Consider the following 16,487-nt stretch of genomic DNA (forward strand, 5'->3'; position numbering starts at 1 on the left):
CAAGGCCTCCTCTCAGATGCTCTAGAGCGCTTCGGCGCCCGAAATGATTTCGACCAGTTCCGTCGTGATCTGCGCCTGCCGCTGGCGGTTGTACGAGATCGACAGTTTTTCGATCATGTCGCCGGCGTTGCGGGTCGCGTTGTCCATCGCGCTCATCCGCGCGCCCTGCTCGGACGCGGCGTTTTCCAGCAGCGCATGCAGGACCTGGACCTTCAGGTTGCGCGGGATCAGATCCTCCAGGATCGCCTCCGGCTCCGGCTCGTATTCGTAGACCGTCCCCGCCGGCGCCGCTTCGGCCTCGCCGGCGAGCGTCGCCGGGATGATCTGCTGGCGCGTCGGGATCTGCGTCACGACGTTCTGGAACTCGGAATAGAAGATCGAGCAGACGTCGAACTCGCCCTTGTCGAACAGGTCCATGATCGTCTGGCCGATCAGCTCGGCATGCGCGAAGCCGACGCGCTTGGCTTCGCGAAGGTCGGTGCGCTCGATGACCTGCTTGGCCGAGTCGCGGCGCATGATGTCCCAGCCCTTCTTGCCGACGATCATGTACTTGACCGTCTTGCCCTCGGACTCGAGCTTGCGCCCGTGGGTGCGGGCCAGCTTGACGATCGAGGCGTTGAACGCGCCGGCCAGGCCGCGCTCGGCGGTGAAGACGACGAGCAGATGCACGTCTTCCCTGCCGGTGCCGACCATCAGCTTCGGGCCGTCGCCTTCCATGGCGCCGGAGATGTTGGCCAGCACCGCCGCCATCCGCTCGGCATAGGGACGAGCCGCCTTCGCGGCTTCTTCCGCGCGGCGCAGCTTGGCCGCCGCGACCATCTGCATGGCCTTGGTGATCTTCTGCGTGGATTTCACCGACGCGATGCGGTTCCGCAGATCCTTCAGTGATGCCATGGCTTGGCGCTGTCTCCCGCTTTATCGGTCCTGCCCCGAGGGGCAGGACTCACGCGCGTTCCGGTTGGCTCAGGCGAAGTTCTTGGCGAAGGCGTCGATGGCCGCGCGCAGCTTCTCGCGGGTATCGTCCGAGAGTGCCTTTTCGCGGGCGATCGTATCGAGCACGCCCTTGTGCTCGCTGCGCATCGAGTTGAGGAGACCCTCCTCGAAGTCGCCGACCTGGTCGACGCGCAGCTTGTCGAGATAGCCCTGCGTGCCGGCGAAGATGACGACCACCTGCTCCTCGGTCTTCAGCGGCGAGAACTGCGGCTGCTTCAGGAGCTCCGTCAGGCGGGCGCCGCGGTTGAGCAGGCGCTGCGTGGCGGCGTCGAGATCGGAACCGAACTGCGCGAAGGCGGCCATCTCGCGATACTGCGCGAGCTCGCCCTTGATCGAGCCGGCGACCTGCTTCATCGCCTTGGTCTGGGCCGACGAGCCGACGCGGCTGACCGAGAGGCCGACGTTCACGGCCGGGCGGATGCCCTGGTAGAACAGCGTCGTCTCGAGGAAGATCTGGCCGTCGGTGATCGAGATCACGTTGGTCGGGATGTAGGCCGAGACGTCGCCGGCCTGGGTCTCGATGACCGGCAGGGCGGTGAGCGAGCCGGCGCCGTGGGCGTCGCCCATCTTGGCGGCGCGCTCGAGCAGCCGCGAGTGCAGGTAGAAGACGTCGCCCGGATAGGCTTCGCGGCCGGGCGGGCGGCGCAGCAGCAGCGACATCTGGCGGTAGGAGACGGCCTGCTTCGACAGGTCGTCGTAGCCGATCACGGCATGCATGCCGTTGTCGCGGAAATACTCGCCCATGGCGCAGCCGGTGAACGGCGCGATGTACTGCATCGGCGCCGGGTCCGAGGCGGTGGCGGCGATGACGATGGAATATTCCATCGCGCCGCGCTCCTCGAGGGTGCGCACGAACTGCGCGACGGTGGAGCGCTTCTGCCCGACCGCGACGTAGATGCAGTAGAGCTTGTCGTTCTCGCGGTTCTCGTCGTGCGCCGGCTTCTGGTTGAGGAACGTGTCCAGGAGAATGGCGGTCTTGCCGGTCTGGCGATCGCCGATGACCAGCTCGCGCTGGCCGCGGCCGATCGGGATCAGCGCGTCGATGGCCTTGAGGCCGGTCGACATCGGCTCGTGCACCGACTTGCGCGGGATGATGCCCGGCGCCTTGACGTCGACGCGGCGGCGCTCGGTGGAATCGATCGGGCCCTTGCCGTCGATCGGGTTGCCGAGACCGTCGACGACGCGGCCGAGCAGGCCCATGCCGACCGGCACCTCCACGATCGCGCCGGTGCGCTTGACCGTGTCGCCTTCCTTGATCGCCTGGTCGGACCCGAAGATCACGACGCCGACATTGTCTTCCTCGAGGTTCAGGGCCATGCCCTGGACGCCGCCGGGGAACTCGACCATCTCGCCGGCCTGGCAATTGTCGAGCCCGTAGACGCGCGCAATACCGTCGCCGACCGACAGAACCTGCCCGACTTCGGAGACTTCTGCCTCCGAGCCGAAGTTCTTGATCTGGTTCTTGAGGATTGCGGAAATTTCCGCGGCGCGGATGTCCATCAGCCGACCTCTTTCAGTGCAAGCTTAAGCGAATTGAGTTTGGTGCGAAGCGAGGTGTCGATCTGGCGGGAGCCGATCTTGACGATCAGCCCGCCGAGGATCGAGGCATCGACGCTTTCGCGCATGGTAACGGTCTTGCCGGCGTAGGAACCGATGGCCTCGGCCAGCTCCTTGCGCTGGGCGTCGTCGAGCGGATGCGCGCTGGTGATCTCGGCCTCGATCTCGCCGCGATGCACGGCCGCCATCCGAGCGAAGGCGCGGGCAATGCCGGGCAGCACGAAGAGCCGCCGGTTGGTGGCGATGACGCGCAGGAAATTGCCCGTCAGTTCGCTCGGCCCAGTTTCGCGCACGACGGCGTCGATGGCGCGCAGCTGCTCTTCCGAGGAAAAGGCCGGGCTCTCGACCAGCCGCCGGAAATCGACGTTCTCGTCGATCAGGCGCTGGAAGGCGAGAAGCTCGGATTCGACGGTTTCGATCGCGCCATCATCGCGGGCGAGCTCGAAGAGGGACTGGGCGTAGCGGTCTGCGACTCCCGAAACGGGAGAGGATGATTGTGCCACGGACGACCGTTCTTTTCGCGTTCGTTCAAGACTTGCGTTGGGTCTGCGAAGCGAGACCGCCCCAAATCCTTGAAACCGTTTGAAGAATGCCGGAAGATGGGCAGCAGTGCCGCCAAGGTCCTTCCGAAGACAGGGACCGTCTAGCATAGGGGTTTGCCGGCGACAACACGCTTCGCCGCCGGTTTGCCCGCTGATTTGCGAGGTTCCGCCCGGAATTCGGGTTCGCCGCGCCGGCGCGGCGGTTCAGCTGCTCACCAGTCCGAAGACCGGCGCCAGCGCCATCAGGGCCAAGAGCAGGTTGAGGGCGAGAAACAGCCAGTTGTAGACCGTCGCGCCGCGGTCCGAGAGGATCGAGACGAGACGGCCGAAGCCGGTGAACAGCCAGCCCGCCCCCAGCGCCATCTGGACGAAGGGCTGGTCGAAGAAGGCGGCCGACACCAGCCCGACGCCCAGCCAGAAGCCGGCGATCGTCGCCCGCGATTCGCCCACCGCCTCGGGGTGGCGGTCGACCGCCTGAAGGCGCAGCGCGCGCAGCGTCAGCCGCGGCGCGAACAGCGCGACGAGGCCGAACAGCATGGTCACCAGCGCCGCCACGAAGGGCAGCATGTCGGCGTTGGTCTGGGGCAGCGGCATGATCATCGGTGGTCCGTTCGGGAGCAGAGCGGGCGCCGCGCCGCCGGTCGGGCGGCACGGGCCGGAGGGCAGGAGCGCCGATCAGGCGCGCTGGGCGTTCACCCAGAGCCAGGCGGGAGCAAGCACCCCGCCGACCAGCGGGATCAGCAGCGCGCCTGCGATGAGGCCGACGACGCCCGAGCCCGCCGCGGTGACCAGCCAGTGGACGACGCCGGCGAGCGCCGGCACGGCATGCGCCGCCGCTTCCGCCGCCGCCTCGATCCCGTGCGCCAGGAAGTCGATGCCGTAATGCTCCAGCCCGTGGACGAGGATGCCGCCGCCGACCCAGACCATCGCGGCGGTGCCCACGACCGTCAGCACCTTGAGGAACACCGGCATGCCGACCACCAGCCCGCAACCGAGGCCGCGCACGATGCTGCCGAAGACGTTCGTCGTGCCGTTCCGAGCCATCGCCAACCCGGCATCGTCGGCCTTCACGATCAGCGCCACGACGCCATAGACGGCGACGGTGACGCCGATGCCGACCACGGCGAGAATGATCGCCTGCATCCACAGGCTGCTGCCTTCCGGCAGGCCGGCGAGGGTGATCGCCATGATCTCCGCGGACAGGATGAAATCGGTCTTGATGGCGCTCGCCACCCGCCGGTCCTCCTGTACCTTCAGGCTGGCGGCCGCCGCGGCGTCGACCTTTTCCTCGTGGGCGTGCGCCTTGTGCGGGAACAGCTTCTCGTAGACCTTCTCGGCCCCCTCATAGGCGAGGTAGAAGCCGCCCAGCATCAGCAGCGGGGTGATCGCCCAGGGCGCGAAGAAGCTGAGGACGAGCGCTCCCGGCAGCAGGAAGATCAGCTTGTTGCGCAGCGAGCCGAGGGCGATCTTGGCGACGATCGGGATCTCCCGCGAAGCGGCGAAGCCGGTGACGTAGCCCGGCGTCACCGCCGCGTCGTCGATGACGACGCCGGCCGCCTTGGTGCCGGCCTTGGTGGCCTGCGCGGCCACGTCGTCCAGCTGCGTGGCGGCCATGCGGGCAAGCGCCGCCACATCGTCGAGCAGCGCGATCAGGCCGACGCTCATCGCGCCACCTCGCGCCGGGTGCGGGTCGATCCCATGCCGTCGTTCATGTCAGACTACCTTCCGGGCGCCGCGCGCCGATCTTCAGTTCTTGCATCCGCCGGCGATCGCCACGGTTTCCCGCTTGTCGCTCCAGAACACCGTCATCGAGCCGAAATAGCGGGCGTCCTCGCCGACGCCACGGGCTTCGCGCAGATTGACGTTGACACTGATCCTCGGTTCGCCGGCGGAGCGCCATACGGTGACGACGCTGCCATCCTTGTCGGCGGCGGTCTTGCCCTTCTCCAGCTCGCGGATCAGGCCGTTCGCCAGCACGTAGCCGCGCTCGAGGCCGGTGCTGCCCGAACTGCCGGTTTCCACCATGGTCACGAAGACCAGCGGCCAGGGGCCTTCGCCGCCGCCGCTGTCCTTGTCGGCCGCGGAATCGACGAAGTTGCAGCGGCTGGCGATGGGGTGCCAGTGCAGCAGGCCGAGCGTCAGCTCGCGGGGCGTCTGGGGTGCCGCGTTGTTCTGGTCCTGGCCGGGCGGGGGCAGGACGAAGGGCGAGTTCTCGACCGGCATGCCGGCGGTCGGCTGCTGGGCGCCGGCCTCGGCCACCAGACCCATGGCGAGCAACGCTGCGAGCATCGACTGCCAGCCTCTCACGCGCATCGCCATCCTGGCCTCCTCGAGCGGTCTCCTGACGCGGGGATTTGTCACAGAAAGCTCTGCGGGTCCACGTCGATCTGCATCTGCACCGAGCCGCGCGGCCGCGGCGCCGCGGCGATCGTCGCGCGCAGGAAGCCCTGCACCGGCGCCCGGGTGGGCGAGTGCACCAGCAGCCGGAAGCGATGCCGGCCGCGCAGCACGGCAAGTGGGGCCTCGGCGGGGCCGAGCACCTCGATCGCCGGGTCGTCCGGCGCCGCGCGGCGCAGCAGCCGGGCGTACTCCTCGGCCTCGCGGCGCGTGTTGGCCGAGACGATGACGCTGGCGAGGCGGCCGAAGGGCGGCAGGCCGGCGCGCTGGCGCTCGGCGATCTCGCGCTCGTAGAAGCGTGCCGCGTCGCCCGAGGCGATCGCCCGCATGACTGGATGCTCGGGCTGCCAGGTCTGGATCATGCCGCGGCTCTTGCGCCCGCCGCTGCGCCCGGCGCGGCCGGTCACCTGGTGCAGCAGCTGGAAGGTGCGCTCGGCGGCCCGCGGGTCGCCGTTGGCGAGGCCCAGATCGGCGTCGACCGCGCCGACCAGCGTCATCAGCGGAAAATGGTGCCCCTTGGCGACCAGCTGCGTGCCGATGACGATGTCGGCCTCGCCCTCGGCGATGGCGTCGAGCTCGCGCCGCAGCCGGCGCGCGCCACCCGGAAGATCGGAGGACAACAGAATGGTCCGCGCCTCGGGGAACGTCGCCAGCATCTCCTCGGCGATCCGCTCGACCCCCGGGCCGCAGGCGACGAGATGGTCGAGCGTGCCGCATTCGGGGCAGGCTTCCGGCCGCGGCACCGCGAAGCCGCAATGGTGGCACTGCAGCTGGCCGCGCAGCCGGTGGTCGACCAGCCAGGTCGAGCAGTCCGGGCACTGGAAGCGATGGCCGCAGACCCGGCAGAGCGTCAGCGGCGCATAGCCGCGGCGGTTCAGGAACAGCAGCACCTGCTCGCCGCGCGCCACGGTCTCGCCGATCGCCGTCGACAGCACCGGCGAGACGAAGCGGCCGCGCGCCGGCGGGGCGAGCCGCATGTCGACGAGCGACAGGTCCGGCAGCGCTGCCTCGGCGAAGCGCCCGGCGAGCCTGACATGGCCGTAGCGGCCGTCGGCGGCGTTGACGCGGCTTTCCACCGAGGGCGTCGCCGAGGCGAGGATCACCGGGAAGCCGCCCAGCGAGCCGCGCACCACCGCCATGTCGCGGGCATGGTAGAAGATCCGCTCCTCCTGCTTGTAGGCAGGGTCGTGCTCCTCGTCGACGACGACGAGGCCGAGATCCTGGAACGGCAGGAACAGCGCCGAACGCGCGCCGGCGACGACGCGGACCCGGCCTTCGGCGACCTGGCGCCAGATCTGCTCGCGCCGGCGCGGCGCGACGTCGGAGTGCCATTCGGCCGGCGGCGCGCCGAAGCGGGCATGGAAGCGGTCGATGAAGCTCTGGGTGAGGGCGATTTCCGGCAGCAGGATCAGCACCTGGCGGCCCTTGTCGAGCGCCGCGGCGACGGCCTCGAAATACACCTCGGTCTTGCCCGAGCCGGTGACGCCCTCGAGCAGCGTCGTCGAGAAGCCGTCGCCTTTGGCGACCAGTGCCTCGGCCGCCGCGGCCTGGTCCGGGCTCAGCTCGGCGCGGCCATATTCCGTGTCGGGCAGGGCGACGGCGGGTGGCGGCGGCAGGCGCAGGCTGCGGAAGACGCCCTGCTTCAGCAGTCCGTCGACGACCGACGGCGTGACCCCCGCCGCGTGCGCGAGGCCCGAGCGCGTCCAGGCCGGCGTCTCCACGGCGGCTTCCATCACCCGGCGGCGGGCATCGGTCAGCCGTTCCGGGGCGACGCCCGTCGCCTCGATGCCCTCGATCAGCGGTTCGGGGTCGAAGGCGGCGGGCGCCCGCAGCGCCATCCGTGCCACCAGGCCGGGCGGCGAGAGCGTGTAGTCGGCCACCCAGTCGATGAAGCGCCGCATCGTCGCGTCCAGCGGCGGGCAATCGAACACGTGGGTGATCGCGCGCAGCTTCTTCGGGTCGACGTCGTCCGAGCCGCCGTCCCACACCACGCCGGCCACCTGGCGCGGGCCGAGCGGCACCTGGACGATCGAGCCCGGCACCACCGTCATGCCCTCGGGCACGGCATAGGAATAGGCCCGCTCGGCCGGCATCGGCACGAGCACCGGGACGGTCCGGATGCGAAAGAGCTGTTCGGCGAGTTGCAAGGCGGCCCCAGGGCTGGCGTGCCGGCACGGACGCGGCGAATCGGTGCGAGCGGATCGTGCCCTAAGTGTAGGGATTGGCAGCCGTCTCGGAAACATCGGCGGCAGGCCGACCTGTTCGCGTATGGCGCGGCACCGCCAAAGACTGGTAAGGACGCGTCACATCCGCCAATCGAACTTCCGCGAGGCACGCCATGAAATTCTTCGTCGACACCGCCGACATCGCCGAGATCCGGGAACTGCAGGACGCGGGCCTGATCGACGGCGTCACCACCAACCCGTCGCTGATCACCAAGGCCGGCCGCCCGATGCGGGACATCGTCGCCGAGATCTGCGACGTCACGGAAGGGCCGGTTTCCGCCGAGGTGACGGCGCTCGAGGCCGAGGAAATGATCCGCGAGGGGCGTATCCTGGCCGAGATCGCCGACAATGTCTGTGTGAAGGTGCCGCTGACGCTGGCCGGCCTCAAGGCCTGCAAGGAGCTCACCGGCGAGGGCCACATGGTCAACGTCACGCTGTGCTTCTCGGCCGTGCAGGCGCTGCTCGCCGCCAAGGCCGGCGCGACCTTCATCTCGCCCTTCATCGGACGGCTGGACGACATCAATCTCGACGGCATGGCGCTGATCGCCGACATCCGGCGCATCTACGACAATTACGGCTTCGAGACCGAGATCCTCGCCGCGTCGATCCGCACCCTGAACCATGTGCGGGAAGCGGCGCTGATCGGCGCCGACGTCGCCACCGTGCCGCCGGCAACGCTCAAGGCGCTGGTGAAGCACCCGCTCACCGACAAGGGCCTGGAAAACTTCCTCGCCGACTGGAAGAAGAGCGGCCAGACGATCGGCTGAGCCGGACCAAAGAACCGGATACTAGACATGGAAAAGGCGGCCGAAGCCGCCTTTTCCACCCAGTTCCGGAGCCTCGATCAGCCCTGGAAATGGCTCTCCATGAAGTAGATGGACTTGTCGAGGCCGCGACCGATGCCGGTCAAGAGGTCCTCGGTCAGCGGATCGCCGGCTTCCGAGGCTTCCTCGATGCCCTTCTCGACCGCCGCGCTCCACTTGGCGTAGCTCGCGGTCAGGCGGCGCAGGTGATCCTCCGACTTGACGAGGTCCAGCGGGTAGGCGTCGAGCAGCGAGTTCTGCACCGATGCCTGGACGGTGCCGTGGGCCTGCCCGCCGATCGCCGTCAGGCGCTCGGCGATGTCGTCGACATAGCCTTCGGTCAGGTCGTGCAACTCGTCGAACAGCTTATGCACGGCGATGAAGTTCATCCCCTTGACGTTCCAGTGCGCCTGCTTGGTCTGATAGGTGATGTCGATCGCGGTGCCGAGATGGGCCTGCAGCAGTTCGACCATGGCGCCGCGGATGTTCTCCGAGATCGGGTTCATGGTCTTGTGCATCGGGGTCTTGGCGGCAGCGGCGCCTTTGGGTGTCTTGTCCTTGGCCACAAGCGTCTCCTTCGGTCGGTCAGGGGGATCACGCGTCGCAACGGCGCCGCGCTCGAGATGGTCCCCCGGTAATCCCGGCGGCGGGGAACGGTTCCATCTGCGACCAATTCCCCGATACCCTTGCGGGCGGTGGCCGATGAAGGGCCGAGCTGCCTCCGCGAGACGTCAGCCGACGGCGTCCTTGATCCCCTGATAGGCCTTGTCGCCCCAGACCTCCTTGACCCGCGCATTGCGGCCGCAGGAGTAGCGATAATACTTATACCGCAGCGGGTTCTTCTTGTAGTAATCCTGGTGATAGTCCTCCGCCGGCCAGAAGGTCGGGGCCGTGGCGATTGGCGTCGCCACCTTGGGCAGCTCTGTCTGGATCTCGGCCTTCGAGGCCTTGGCGGCCTGCAGCTGCGCTGCGTCGGTGGCGAAGATCGCGGTCGTGTAGGAATGGCCGCGATCGCAGAACTGGCCGCCGGCGTCGGTCGGATCGACCGAATGCCAGAACACGTCGAGCAGCTTCTCGTAGCTGACGCGGGCGGGGTCGTAGGTGACCCGCACGGCCTCGACGTGGCCCGGATGGTTCTCGTAGGTCGGATTGGCGTTTTCGCCGCCGATGTAACCGGATGTCGTGCCGGTGACGCCGGCCAGGTGGTCGAAATCGCTCTCGACGCACCAGAAGCAGCCGCCGGCGAAGATCGCCGTCGCGCTGTCCTGCGCGGCCACGCCTGCCGGGGCAAGCCCGCCCGCCATCGCCAGTCCGGCGGCGCCGAACAGTACCGCCCGGCGCCAACTCGTCCGCTTCGTCATTTCCGTGCTCCTTGCCTGTCCATCGCCGGACCTTTCCGGCGTATAGCTGCGGCGCCTGCTGCCGGCGCTCAAGACAAGCTTCGGTGAGGGCGCCCGAAAGGTTTCAGGCGCGCGCTCAAAGCACCGTGATCAGCCGCCGTCGGCGGTGAAGCCGGCGGCCTCGATCCCGGCGATGGCGCAGATCTCGTCGTTGTCGGACGTGTCGCCGGTGATGCCGACGGCGCCGAGGATGGCGTTGCCGGGACCGCGCACCAGCACGCCGCCCGGCACCGGGACGAGCACGCCCTTGGCCAAAGCGTTCATCGCCTGGATGAAATAAGGCTGTTCCTCGGCGCGCTTCCAGATCGCCCGCGAACCCATGCCGAGCGCGATGGCGCCGTTGGCCTTGCCCATGGCGACGTCGGGCCGCATGCGCGACGAGCCATCCGCGCGCTCCAGCGCGACGAGGGCGCCGCCGGCATCGAGCACCGCCACGGTGAGCGGCTTGCAGCCGTTGGCCGCGCCGGTCTTCAGCGCCTCGGCGATGATGGTGCGGGCCTTGTCGAGTGTCAGCATGGGATCTCCCTCCTCAGTGTTCGGCCCGGTGATAGCATGTCGGGCGGGCAAGTCATCCCGCCGGCAGGCTGCCGGGTCAGGCAAAGCGCCGCGCGGCGTCGATCGCAAGGCCGAGCCCGACCGAGCCGAACGCATCGGAGCGGGCGATGCGCGCCTGCGGAAACCGGCCGGTGGCCGCCGCCGCGACGGCCGGCACCTGCGCGCCGCCGCCGGTGAGGATCACCGTCTCGATCGCTTCCGCCGCGACGCTCGCCTCCGCCAGCGCCGCGTCGATGGCACCCTCGATCCGGCCGACGAGCTCGACCGTCGCCGCGTCGAAGCGCTGCCGCGACGCCGGCGCGGCAAGGCTGAGGCCGGACTCCTCCAGCCTTATCAGCGTCTCGTCCTCGGCGCTCAGCGCGATCTTGGCGGTCTCCACGGCGCCGGCGAGGCGGTGGCCGGAGCGGCGGGCAAGCAGATGCTCGAAGCGGGCGAGCTTCTCCGGCTCGGCGGCTTCCTTCTTCATTTGGCCGATGTCGCGCAGGATCTTCGGCGTGTAGAGCGTGTTGATCCGGTGCCAGGTGGCCATGTCGTTGAAGTACCAGACCGGCAGGCGGCGCTTGCCGTCGGCGGTCTCTGACCCCAGGCCGAAATGCGGCATCATCTCGGCGATCGACAGCAGCCGGTCGAAATCGGTGCCGCCGACATGGACGCCGGTCGAGGCGAGGATGTCGCTGCGGCGGTCGCTGGCCTTCGCCCGCTCCGGCGACAGCCGCACCACCGAGAAATCCGAGGTGCCGCCGCCGATGTCGACGACCAGCGCCAGCTGCTCGGCATTGACCTGGCGCTCGAAATACAGCGCCGCGGCCACCGGCTCGAACTGGAACTCGATGTGGCGGAAGCCCTCCGCCCGGGCGGCGGCCTCGAGCTGGCCCTCGGCCTCGCGGTCGGCACCTTCGTCCTCGTCGACGAAATGCACCGGGCGGCCGAGCACGACGTGGTCGGCGATGACGCTGCCGTCGGCTTCCGCCTCGGCCTCCAGCCTGACGCGCAGATGCCGCAGGAAATGGCCGATCAGCTCCTGGAAGCCGAGGCGCTGGCGGCCGACGGCGGTCTTCTCCTGCATCAGGGAGGTGCCGAGGATCGACTTCAGCGCCCGCATGAAGCGGCCCTCGGCGCCGTCGACATATTCGAACACCGCGGCCCGGCCGAAATAGGTCTGGCCGTCCTCGAGGCTGTAGAACAGCGCCGAGGGGATCGTCAGGTGCTCGCCCTCCAGCGCCACGAGCCGCGGCGCGGCGCCCGGGCCGGCCAGCGCCAGGGTGGAATTGGTCGTGCCGAAATCGAGCCCGGGATAGAGCGTCATGGAAACCTCGCGGGGGGACGGGCAACGGCGTCGCCGCGCCGTGAGAGGCGGGCAGGGGACCGGGCGGCGGGAAGAGCGGCGGCCCGTATAGCCGAGGCGGCGGCGGTTGGGAAGCCGCGGCCGCCTCGCCGGGTCAGCTCACTTGCGGCGGCCGGCCGTGTTGAGGGCGACGGCGGCGCGGACGAGGGCGACGAGGGCCGGCTCGTCGATCGCGGCGCCCTCGGCAAAGTCGATGGCGCGGCGGGCGTTGCCGTCGAGGCTGGCGTTGAAGAGCCCCGCCGGGTCGTCGAGGGCGGCGCCCCTGAAGAAGGTCATCTTGACCACCGCCTTGTAGGTCTCGCCGGTGCAGACGATGCCGTCATGCGTCCAGGTCGGCACGCCGCGCCATTTCCACTCCTCGACGATGGCCGGGTCTGCCGCCAGGACCAGCGCCCGCAGCCGGGCGAGCAGCGCGCCGCGCCAGTCGCCGAGCTCGGCGATCCGCTCGTCGATCAGCTGCGACGGCGATTTCTCCGGCGTCTCACGGGCGTCCATGGCCTGTTTCCCCGCTCCCCGGCCTCGGCGCCGGCTTCCGCAGGGTAAGCCGCGCGGCGCCGGGCGGCAATATCGGATCATCGTCGCGCGCGCGCGCCCGTCGCGGCAACCCAGCCGGCCGGCGCTGCCGCACGATCCCCCTCGAACGACGCGGCGAAACATGCGACAGGCGCGGGCAGGGCGCCGCACCAGATCCACAAGGGACCATCCATGACCGACATCATCTTCCGCACCGGCGAGGCGACGGTGCTGGCCGCCGAGGGCCAGGCGACGGACGCCATGCCCGAGGTGCTGATCGGCGCCGTCACCGGCCCGGTCGGGCACGCCTTCGCCTCGATGCTCGGCCAGACCGTCGGCCATACCCGCATGTTCGTGGTGCGCGACCTCAACCAGCTGGTGCGGCCGGCGACGATGATGACCACCAAGGCGACGATCCACACCGAGGCCTATGTCGAGCTGCTCGGCGGCGTGGTGCAGGGCGCGACGGGCGACGCCATCGTCGACTGCGTCATCGAGGGGGTGATCCCGAAGGCGATCGTCGACGAGATCTGCCTGATCATCACCATCTGGCTCGACCCGCGCTGCGCCGAGGATCCGAACCTCGACAAGGCCGATCTCTACCGCACCAATTACGAGGCGACGAAGCTCGCGATCCGCCGCGCCATGACCGGCGAGCCGACGATCGACGAGCTGATCGCCAACCGCAAGACGATCAAGCACTACGCGCTGGACGGCGTCATCGAGTACTGACCGGACTTTTGGTCAGGCTTTTGGCCCGGCTTTTGGCCGGGCTTTTCGCCGGGCCGCTCTCGCCGCCCCTCCTTAGGCCCAAGCACCTTCGCCCTCGCGCCCGATCGGGCCGAGGGTGTCGCGTCATTCGTGCCGCCTTCGCGGCCCGCCCGCAACGGGCGGCGGAATGCCGGAGGCAGACCCTCCGTATTGTTTCTGTTGCGGTCCGCCTCCGGCATTCCGCGCGGCGTTTGTGCAGCTTCGTTGCCTCGCCTGTCCCGCCGCGATGGGCGGCAGGGCCGGCGATGGCGGCCGGCTCTTCGCCCTCGCGGGCTCAAGCGGACCAATCCGCAGCCCCCTCGTAGTGGGGGACGGTCCGGCGGCGGTCGAAGCCGTCCGGGGCGGTGCCTCTCCGGAAGAGACCCCGACGCGGACGCCGCCCGCCACCCCCCGAACGATCCCGGCGATCACTCGTACCCGTCAGCGGGCAGCGGTGCGAGGATTATGCGGGGCGGGGGGAAAGGTGGGGATTAGTTTTGGTGACATCGGGGATCGCAGCGCTGGATTTTGCGTGTGCTGCACCCCCCTCTGCCCTGCCGGGCATCTCCCCCACAAGGGGGGAGATCGGCTGGACGGGCAAGGCGGCGACCGGCCCGGACGGTGCATGGTGCGGCATCGCCGTAGTCCCTCATCCCGAGCCTGTCGAAGGACGAGGGGCGCCACGTCAGTCCACCGGAATGTCGAAATGCAGCACGTCCTCGCGGGTCCCCAGTTTGGTGTAGAGGGCGATGGCGGGGTCGTCGCCGTGGTCGGCCTGGACGAACACCACCCAGGCGCCGCGAGCCCTGGCCTCGCGCGTCATCGCGGCGATGAGGCTGGTGGCGATCCCCTGGCGGCGATGCGCCGCGTCCACCGCGAGGTCGTAGATGTAGCCCTCGCTGCGCGCCTGCTCGTATTTCGGCAGGATGTAGCCGGCGAGCCCGCCGACCACCGCGCCGTCCCTGACCGCCGCCAGCGCCACGAACGTGTCACGCGCCAGGAGCTGCGCCAGCCAGGCGTCGCTGGGCGGCGCGGCGCCGAACGTGTCCGGCTCGTCGAAGACCCTGCCGAACAGCGCCAGCACGGCGCGCATGGTGGGGAGATCGGCGGGGGTGAGGAGGTGGATGGTGGTCATGGGAAAGGCCTAGGGCAGCACGGGGCGGAGCGCATTCGTCGATGGCCCTACTCAGGGCCTTGAGTCTGACGGGCTCATTCAGGCGGACGCATTGAAAAGTCGCGCTCTTGTCACTGCCGTCAGGCCGCTGACTTTGTCGCGAACACGCAAGGTGTCGCCTGGGGAGGCGCCACCAGCATCGGCCACCAGAAAGGCCCCGCCTTCCAACCGAGTCCCGGTCCGCCTTCCTGCCGCAGCAGCACGATTGCCGGGGCGGTTCGCATTGGCGAGCGGACGAGCGCACGTAGTTCAGTCGTTCCAAGAATGGAGAGACCTGAGCGATCTCCGGATTTTGCGCGGTCGAGCCGACGTCCCGTCTCAACAAGCAGCAGTGCGTGCCCACGATCGCGTTCGGCGTAGTATTGTAGCAGCCCGCGCATCGCGTCCCAGTCGAACTCGCCATCCTCTGCTAGCTCAATCGTCGGCTCAATCGCGTCGAGCAGAGCTGTCGCCTGCTCTAGCGAAATGTCAACGAAGGCTCTGGCGTCGAACGCCGTACTGGGAACGAGTTTGTCTATAACGGCGACGTGCCTCGCAAGACGGCTTGCAGCAATTGTATCGAAGCGGGTAGGAAGCAAGGCTTCGTTTGGCCGTATTGCGACTACGTCGCTGAGCTTGATTTTACTCGGCGCGCAGGGAACGAAACCTTGGCGCGTGTCGCTCTGAATAAATACGACGCCCGCGTCATGTGCCCCGCTCTCGAAAGCCTCGCGGAGAGCAGTCTCGAGCGCGTATATGTTCGACAGCCGGGTATGGACGCCACGCGACGTGTAGAACCGAGTGACGGCAAGATCATCGTGATGCCGGGCGCCATACATACGTGAGTGCTGAAGGACGGTGTCTGCCTGCATTCGCTTAGGGTTACGGCCATAGTAGAAGGCGATCAGATTGGGGACAGTGATCCCGCGATCGAGAATGCTGCCGCCAATGAACAGGTTTGCTTTCGTTCGAAGGCGCAGTTCCGCAGTCTCCGGATCAAGAAGCGGTTCAAGCTGGGCATCCGAATTGACCCGTTGAACATTAAGCTCCCCGTCGATGATCATAGTCCGGACATCGGCAAGAGCATCCGAGGCAGGCGGCATATGCCCGCCATTGGCAATGACGGATTGCATCAGGTCCCCATAGGCCTCGTCGAAGAGATTTTGGAGCCGAATATCATCTTGCTCAACAGCGGACTCGAACGCTTTAGCGATCTTGTTGACGGTTTCCCATTGCCAATCATGCGCGGCGCGCTGTGTGTCGTTGTGGATAATCATGGCGTATTTCTGAGGCCGCTGGTCTAGATCCGCCTGTTGGCGACGCCGCACGGTGATGGCGAGCAGGAAACTCATCAGCGCCCGCCGTAGCATCTTTATGTTCTCACTCGTCCAGATGCGATCTTCTCTGATCGACCGACCGTCCGCTGTCCGGAGCGCGTCGTGTTCGCGGTTGTCGACCTCGGCATATAGATAGTAGCGAGGATCATCCGCTCCCCATCCGCCGAAATAAGCTTCCCCTCCAACGTAGGCCCCGTGGATCGGTAGCAGGACGGTAAAAGCAGGCCTTTTTGGATAGAATACCTCCTTCGCCTCCGTTGCCTCGTCATATGCTTCCGGCTGGAGGTACAGGGCGTAGGGCGTCGCGGTAACCTGCAAAAATGCGATCCCGGGCAACGTTTCCCGCAATCTATCCATTTGGTTGGCAATTGTGCCTTGGTCGTAGTTATCTTCCCCCTTTTTCTTTGTAAATCGGATACTGGCCATGTCTGCTTCATCATCGACAAGCAGGACGCGCTTTTCGCGGAGTTCTGGATACGTATTGTCAAACAGTGCTTGGATTCGATCCAAGTTTTTTACTTGTTTTTTAGCGACAATAATAATCTTGCGGCGCAGCTCGGCTTTCGTTAGGGCATCTGGCGTCGACATGATGTCGAAAAGTAGGATTTCGTCGTCGTCGATGAAATCCTTGAAATCCCGAGCGATGCGCTTCACAGTCTGATTTGCGAGCGTCTTGGTTCCCTTAGTGAGAACAATCGCCATGTCAAAATCGCGATCGAATGCACGTGCGATCACCCCAAGGAAAGCGCGAGTTTTACCTGATTGAATCTTGCCCAAAAGCATCCCGGGCTTGCGCGGATCAACGGCGGACTGAAGCTGGTCGACAACAGACTCTACGCAGCGTTGCAAATCCTCGTCGTCGCCACGCGCATCTCGCAGCCTCGAATAGAATCCCACGAATCATTCCCCCCAATTCA

The 16,487-nt window shown here is 67.6% G+C and carries 16 protein-coding genes; 2 read left to right on the forward strand and 14 right to left on the reverse strand.

The annotated features are described in order from the left end of the window. Positions 1-21: 21 nt before the first annotated feature. From LXB15_RS00560 to LXB15_RS00590, 7 genes are all read right to left on the reverse strand, one after another. Positions 22-894, reverse strand: a complete 873-nt coding sequence (locus tag LXB15_RS00560) for a F0F1 ATP synthase subunit gamma (RefSeq protein WP_233950369.1) — start codon at positions 892-894, stop codon at positions 22-24. A 69-nt stretch (positions 895-963) separates the two neighbouring features. After that, entirely contained in the window at positions 964-2,493 is a 1,530-nt protein-coding gene (gene atpA, locus LXB15_RS00565; RefSeq protein ID WP_233950370.1) for a F0F1 ATP synthase subunit alpha, read from the reverse strand. After that, positions 2,493-3,053, reverse strand: a complete 561-nt coding sequence (locus LXB15_RS00570) for a F0F1 ATP synthase subunit delta (protein ID WP_233953287.1) — start codon at positions 3,051-3,053, stop codon at positions 2,493-2,495. Before LXB15_RS00570 ends, atpA begins: the two co-directional genes overlap by 1 nt. Before the next feature lie 243 nt (positions 3,054-3,296). After that, complete coding sequence (locus tag LXB15_RS00575; protein WP_233950371.1) at positions 3,297-3,692, reverse strand: DUF4345 family protein; 396 nt, start codon at positions 3,690-3,692, stop codon at positions 3,297-3,299. Between the two features lie 75 nt (positions 3,693-3,767). Beyond that, positions 3,768-4,757, reverse strand: coding sequence for a DUF808 domain-containing protein (locus LXB15_RS00580; RefSeq protein ID WP_233950372.1), 990 nt, complete (start codon positions 4,755-4,757; stop codon positions 3,768-3,770). A gap of 81 nt (positions 4,758-4,838) precedes the next feature. Next, positions 4,839-5,411, reverse strand: a complete 573-nt coding sequence (locus LXB15_RS00585) for a hypothetical protein (RefSeq protein ID WP_233950373.1) — start codon at positions 5,409-5,411, stop codon at positions 4,839-4,841. A 38-nt stretch (positions 5,412-5,449) separates the two neighbouring features. Next, on the reverse strand, positions 5,450-7,636 hold the full coding sequence (locus LXB15_RS00590; protein ID WP_255696630.1) for a primosomal protein N': 2,187 nt from the start codon (positions 7,634-7,636) through the stop codon (positions 5,450-5,452). A gap of 191 nt (positions 7,637-7,827) precedes the next feature. On the opposite strand from LXB15_RS00590, the gene fsa reads away from it, so the two are divergent. Beyond that, positions 7,828-8,481: a fructose-6-phosphate aldolase gene (gene fsa / locus LXB15_RS00595; protein ID WP_233950374.1), complete on the forward strand. Its 654-nt coding sequence runs from the start codon at positions 7,828-7,830 to the stop codon at positions 8,479-8,481. A gap of 77 nt (positions 8,482-8,558) precedes the next feature. Here the strand turns inward: fsa and dps are convergent, their stop codons facing one another. The 5 genes from dps to LXB15_RS00620 all read right to left on the reverse strand — a co-directional run bounded on the left by dps (position 8,559) and on the right by LXB15_RS00620 (position 12,312). Next, positions 8,559-9,083 carry a DNA starvation/stationary phase protection protein Dps gene (gene dps / locus LXB15_RS00600; RefSeq protein ID WP_233950375.1) on the reverse strand — a complete coding sequence of 175 codons (525 nt, stop codon included), beginning with the start codon at positions 9,081-9,083 and terminating at the stop codon, positions 8,559-8,561. 165 nt (positions 9,084-9,248) lie between these two features. Continuing rightward, complete coding sequence (msrA, locus tag LXB15_RS00605; RefSeq protein WP_370640145.1) at positions 9,249-9,878, reverse strand: peptide-methionine (S)-S-oxide reductase MsrA; 630 nt, start codon at positions 9,876-9,878, stop codon at positions 9,249-9,251. Between the two features lie 129 nt (positions 9,879-10,007). Continuing rightward, a complete protein-coding gene (locus LXB15_RS00610) occupies positions 10,008-10,433 on the reverse strand; it encodes a heme-binding protein (RefSeq protein WP_233950376.1) in 426 nt (141 codons plus the stop codon). 76 nt (positions 10,434-10,509) lie between these two features. Further along, a complete protein-coding gene (locus LXB15_RS00615) occupies positions 10,510-11,778 on the reverse strand; it encodes an Hsp70 family protein (RefSeq protein WP_233950377.1) in 1,269 nt (422 codons plus the stop codon). A 138-nt stretch (positions 11,779-11,916) separates the two neighbouring features. Beyond that, entirely contained in the window at positions 11,917-12,312 is a 396-nt protein-coding gene (locus tag LXB15_RS00620; RefSeq protein ID WP_233950378.1) for a DUF1801 domain-containing protein, read from the reverse strand. Positions 12,313-12,522: 210 nt separating this feature from the next. Here LXB15_RS00620 and fae point away from each other — a divergent pair, with 210 nt between their 5' ends. Beyond that, positions 12,523-13,062: a formaldehyde-activating enzyme gene (gene fae / locus LXB15_RS00625; RefSeq protein WP_233950379.1), complete on the forward strand. Its 540-nt coding sequence runs from the start codon at positions 12,523-12,525 to the stop codon at positions 13,060-13,062. A 703-nt stretch (positions 13,063-13,765) separates the two neighbouring features. On the opposite strand, the gene LXB15_RS00630 is transcribed toward fae, so the two are convergent. Together LXB15_RS00630 and LXB15_RS00635 are read right to left on the reverse strand one after the other, a co-directional pair. After that, complete coding sequence (locus LXB15_RS00630) at positions 13,766-14,215, reverse strand: AAC(3)-I family aminoglycoside N-acetyltransferase (protein WP_233950380.1); 450 nt, start codon at positions 14,213-14,215, stop codon at positions 13,766-13,768. 119 nt (positions 14,216-14,334) lie between these two features. Continuing rightward, positions 14,335-16,467 (reverse strand): Z1 domain-containing protein, encoded by a 2,133-nt coding sequence (locus LXB15_RS00635; RefSeq protein ID WP_233950381.1) that lies wholly within the window; start codon positions 16,465-16,467, stop codon positions 14,335-14,337. Positions 16,468-16,487: the final 20 nt, after the last annotated feature.

Origin of the sequence: Aurantimonas sp. HBX-1, from assembly GCF_021391535.1 — a bacterium.
Taxonomy (GTDB): Bacteria; Pseudomonadota; Alphaproteobacteria; order Rhizobiales; family Rhizobiaceae; genus Aurantimonas.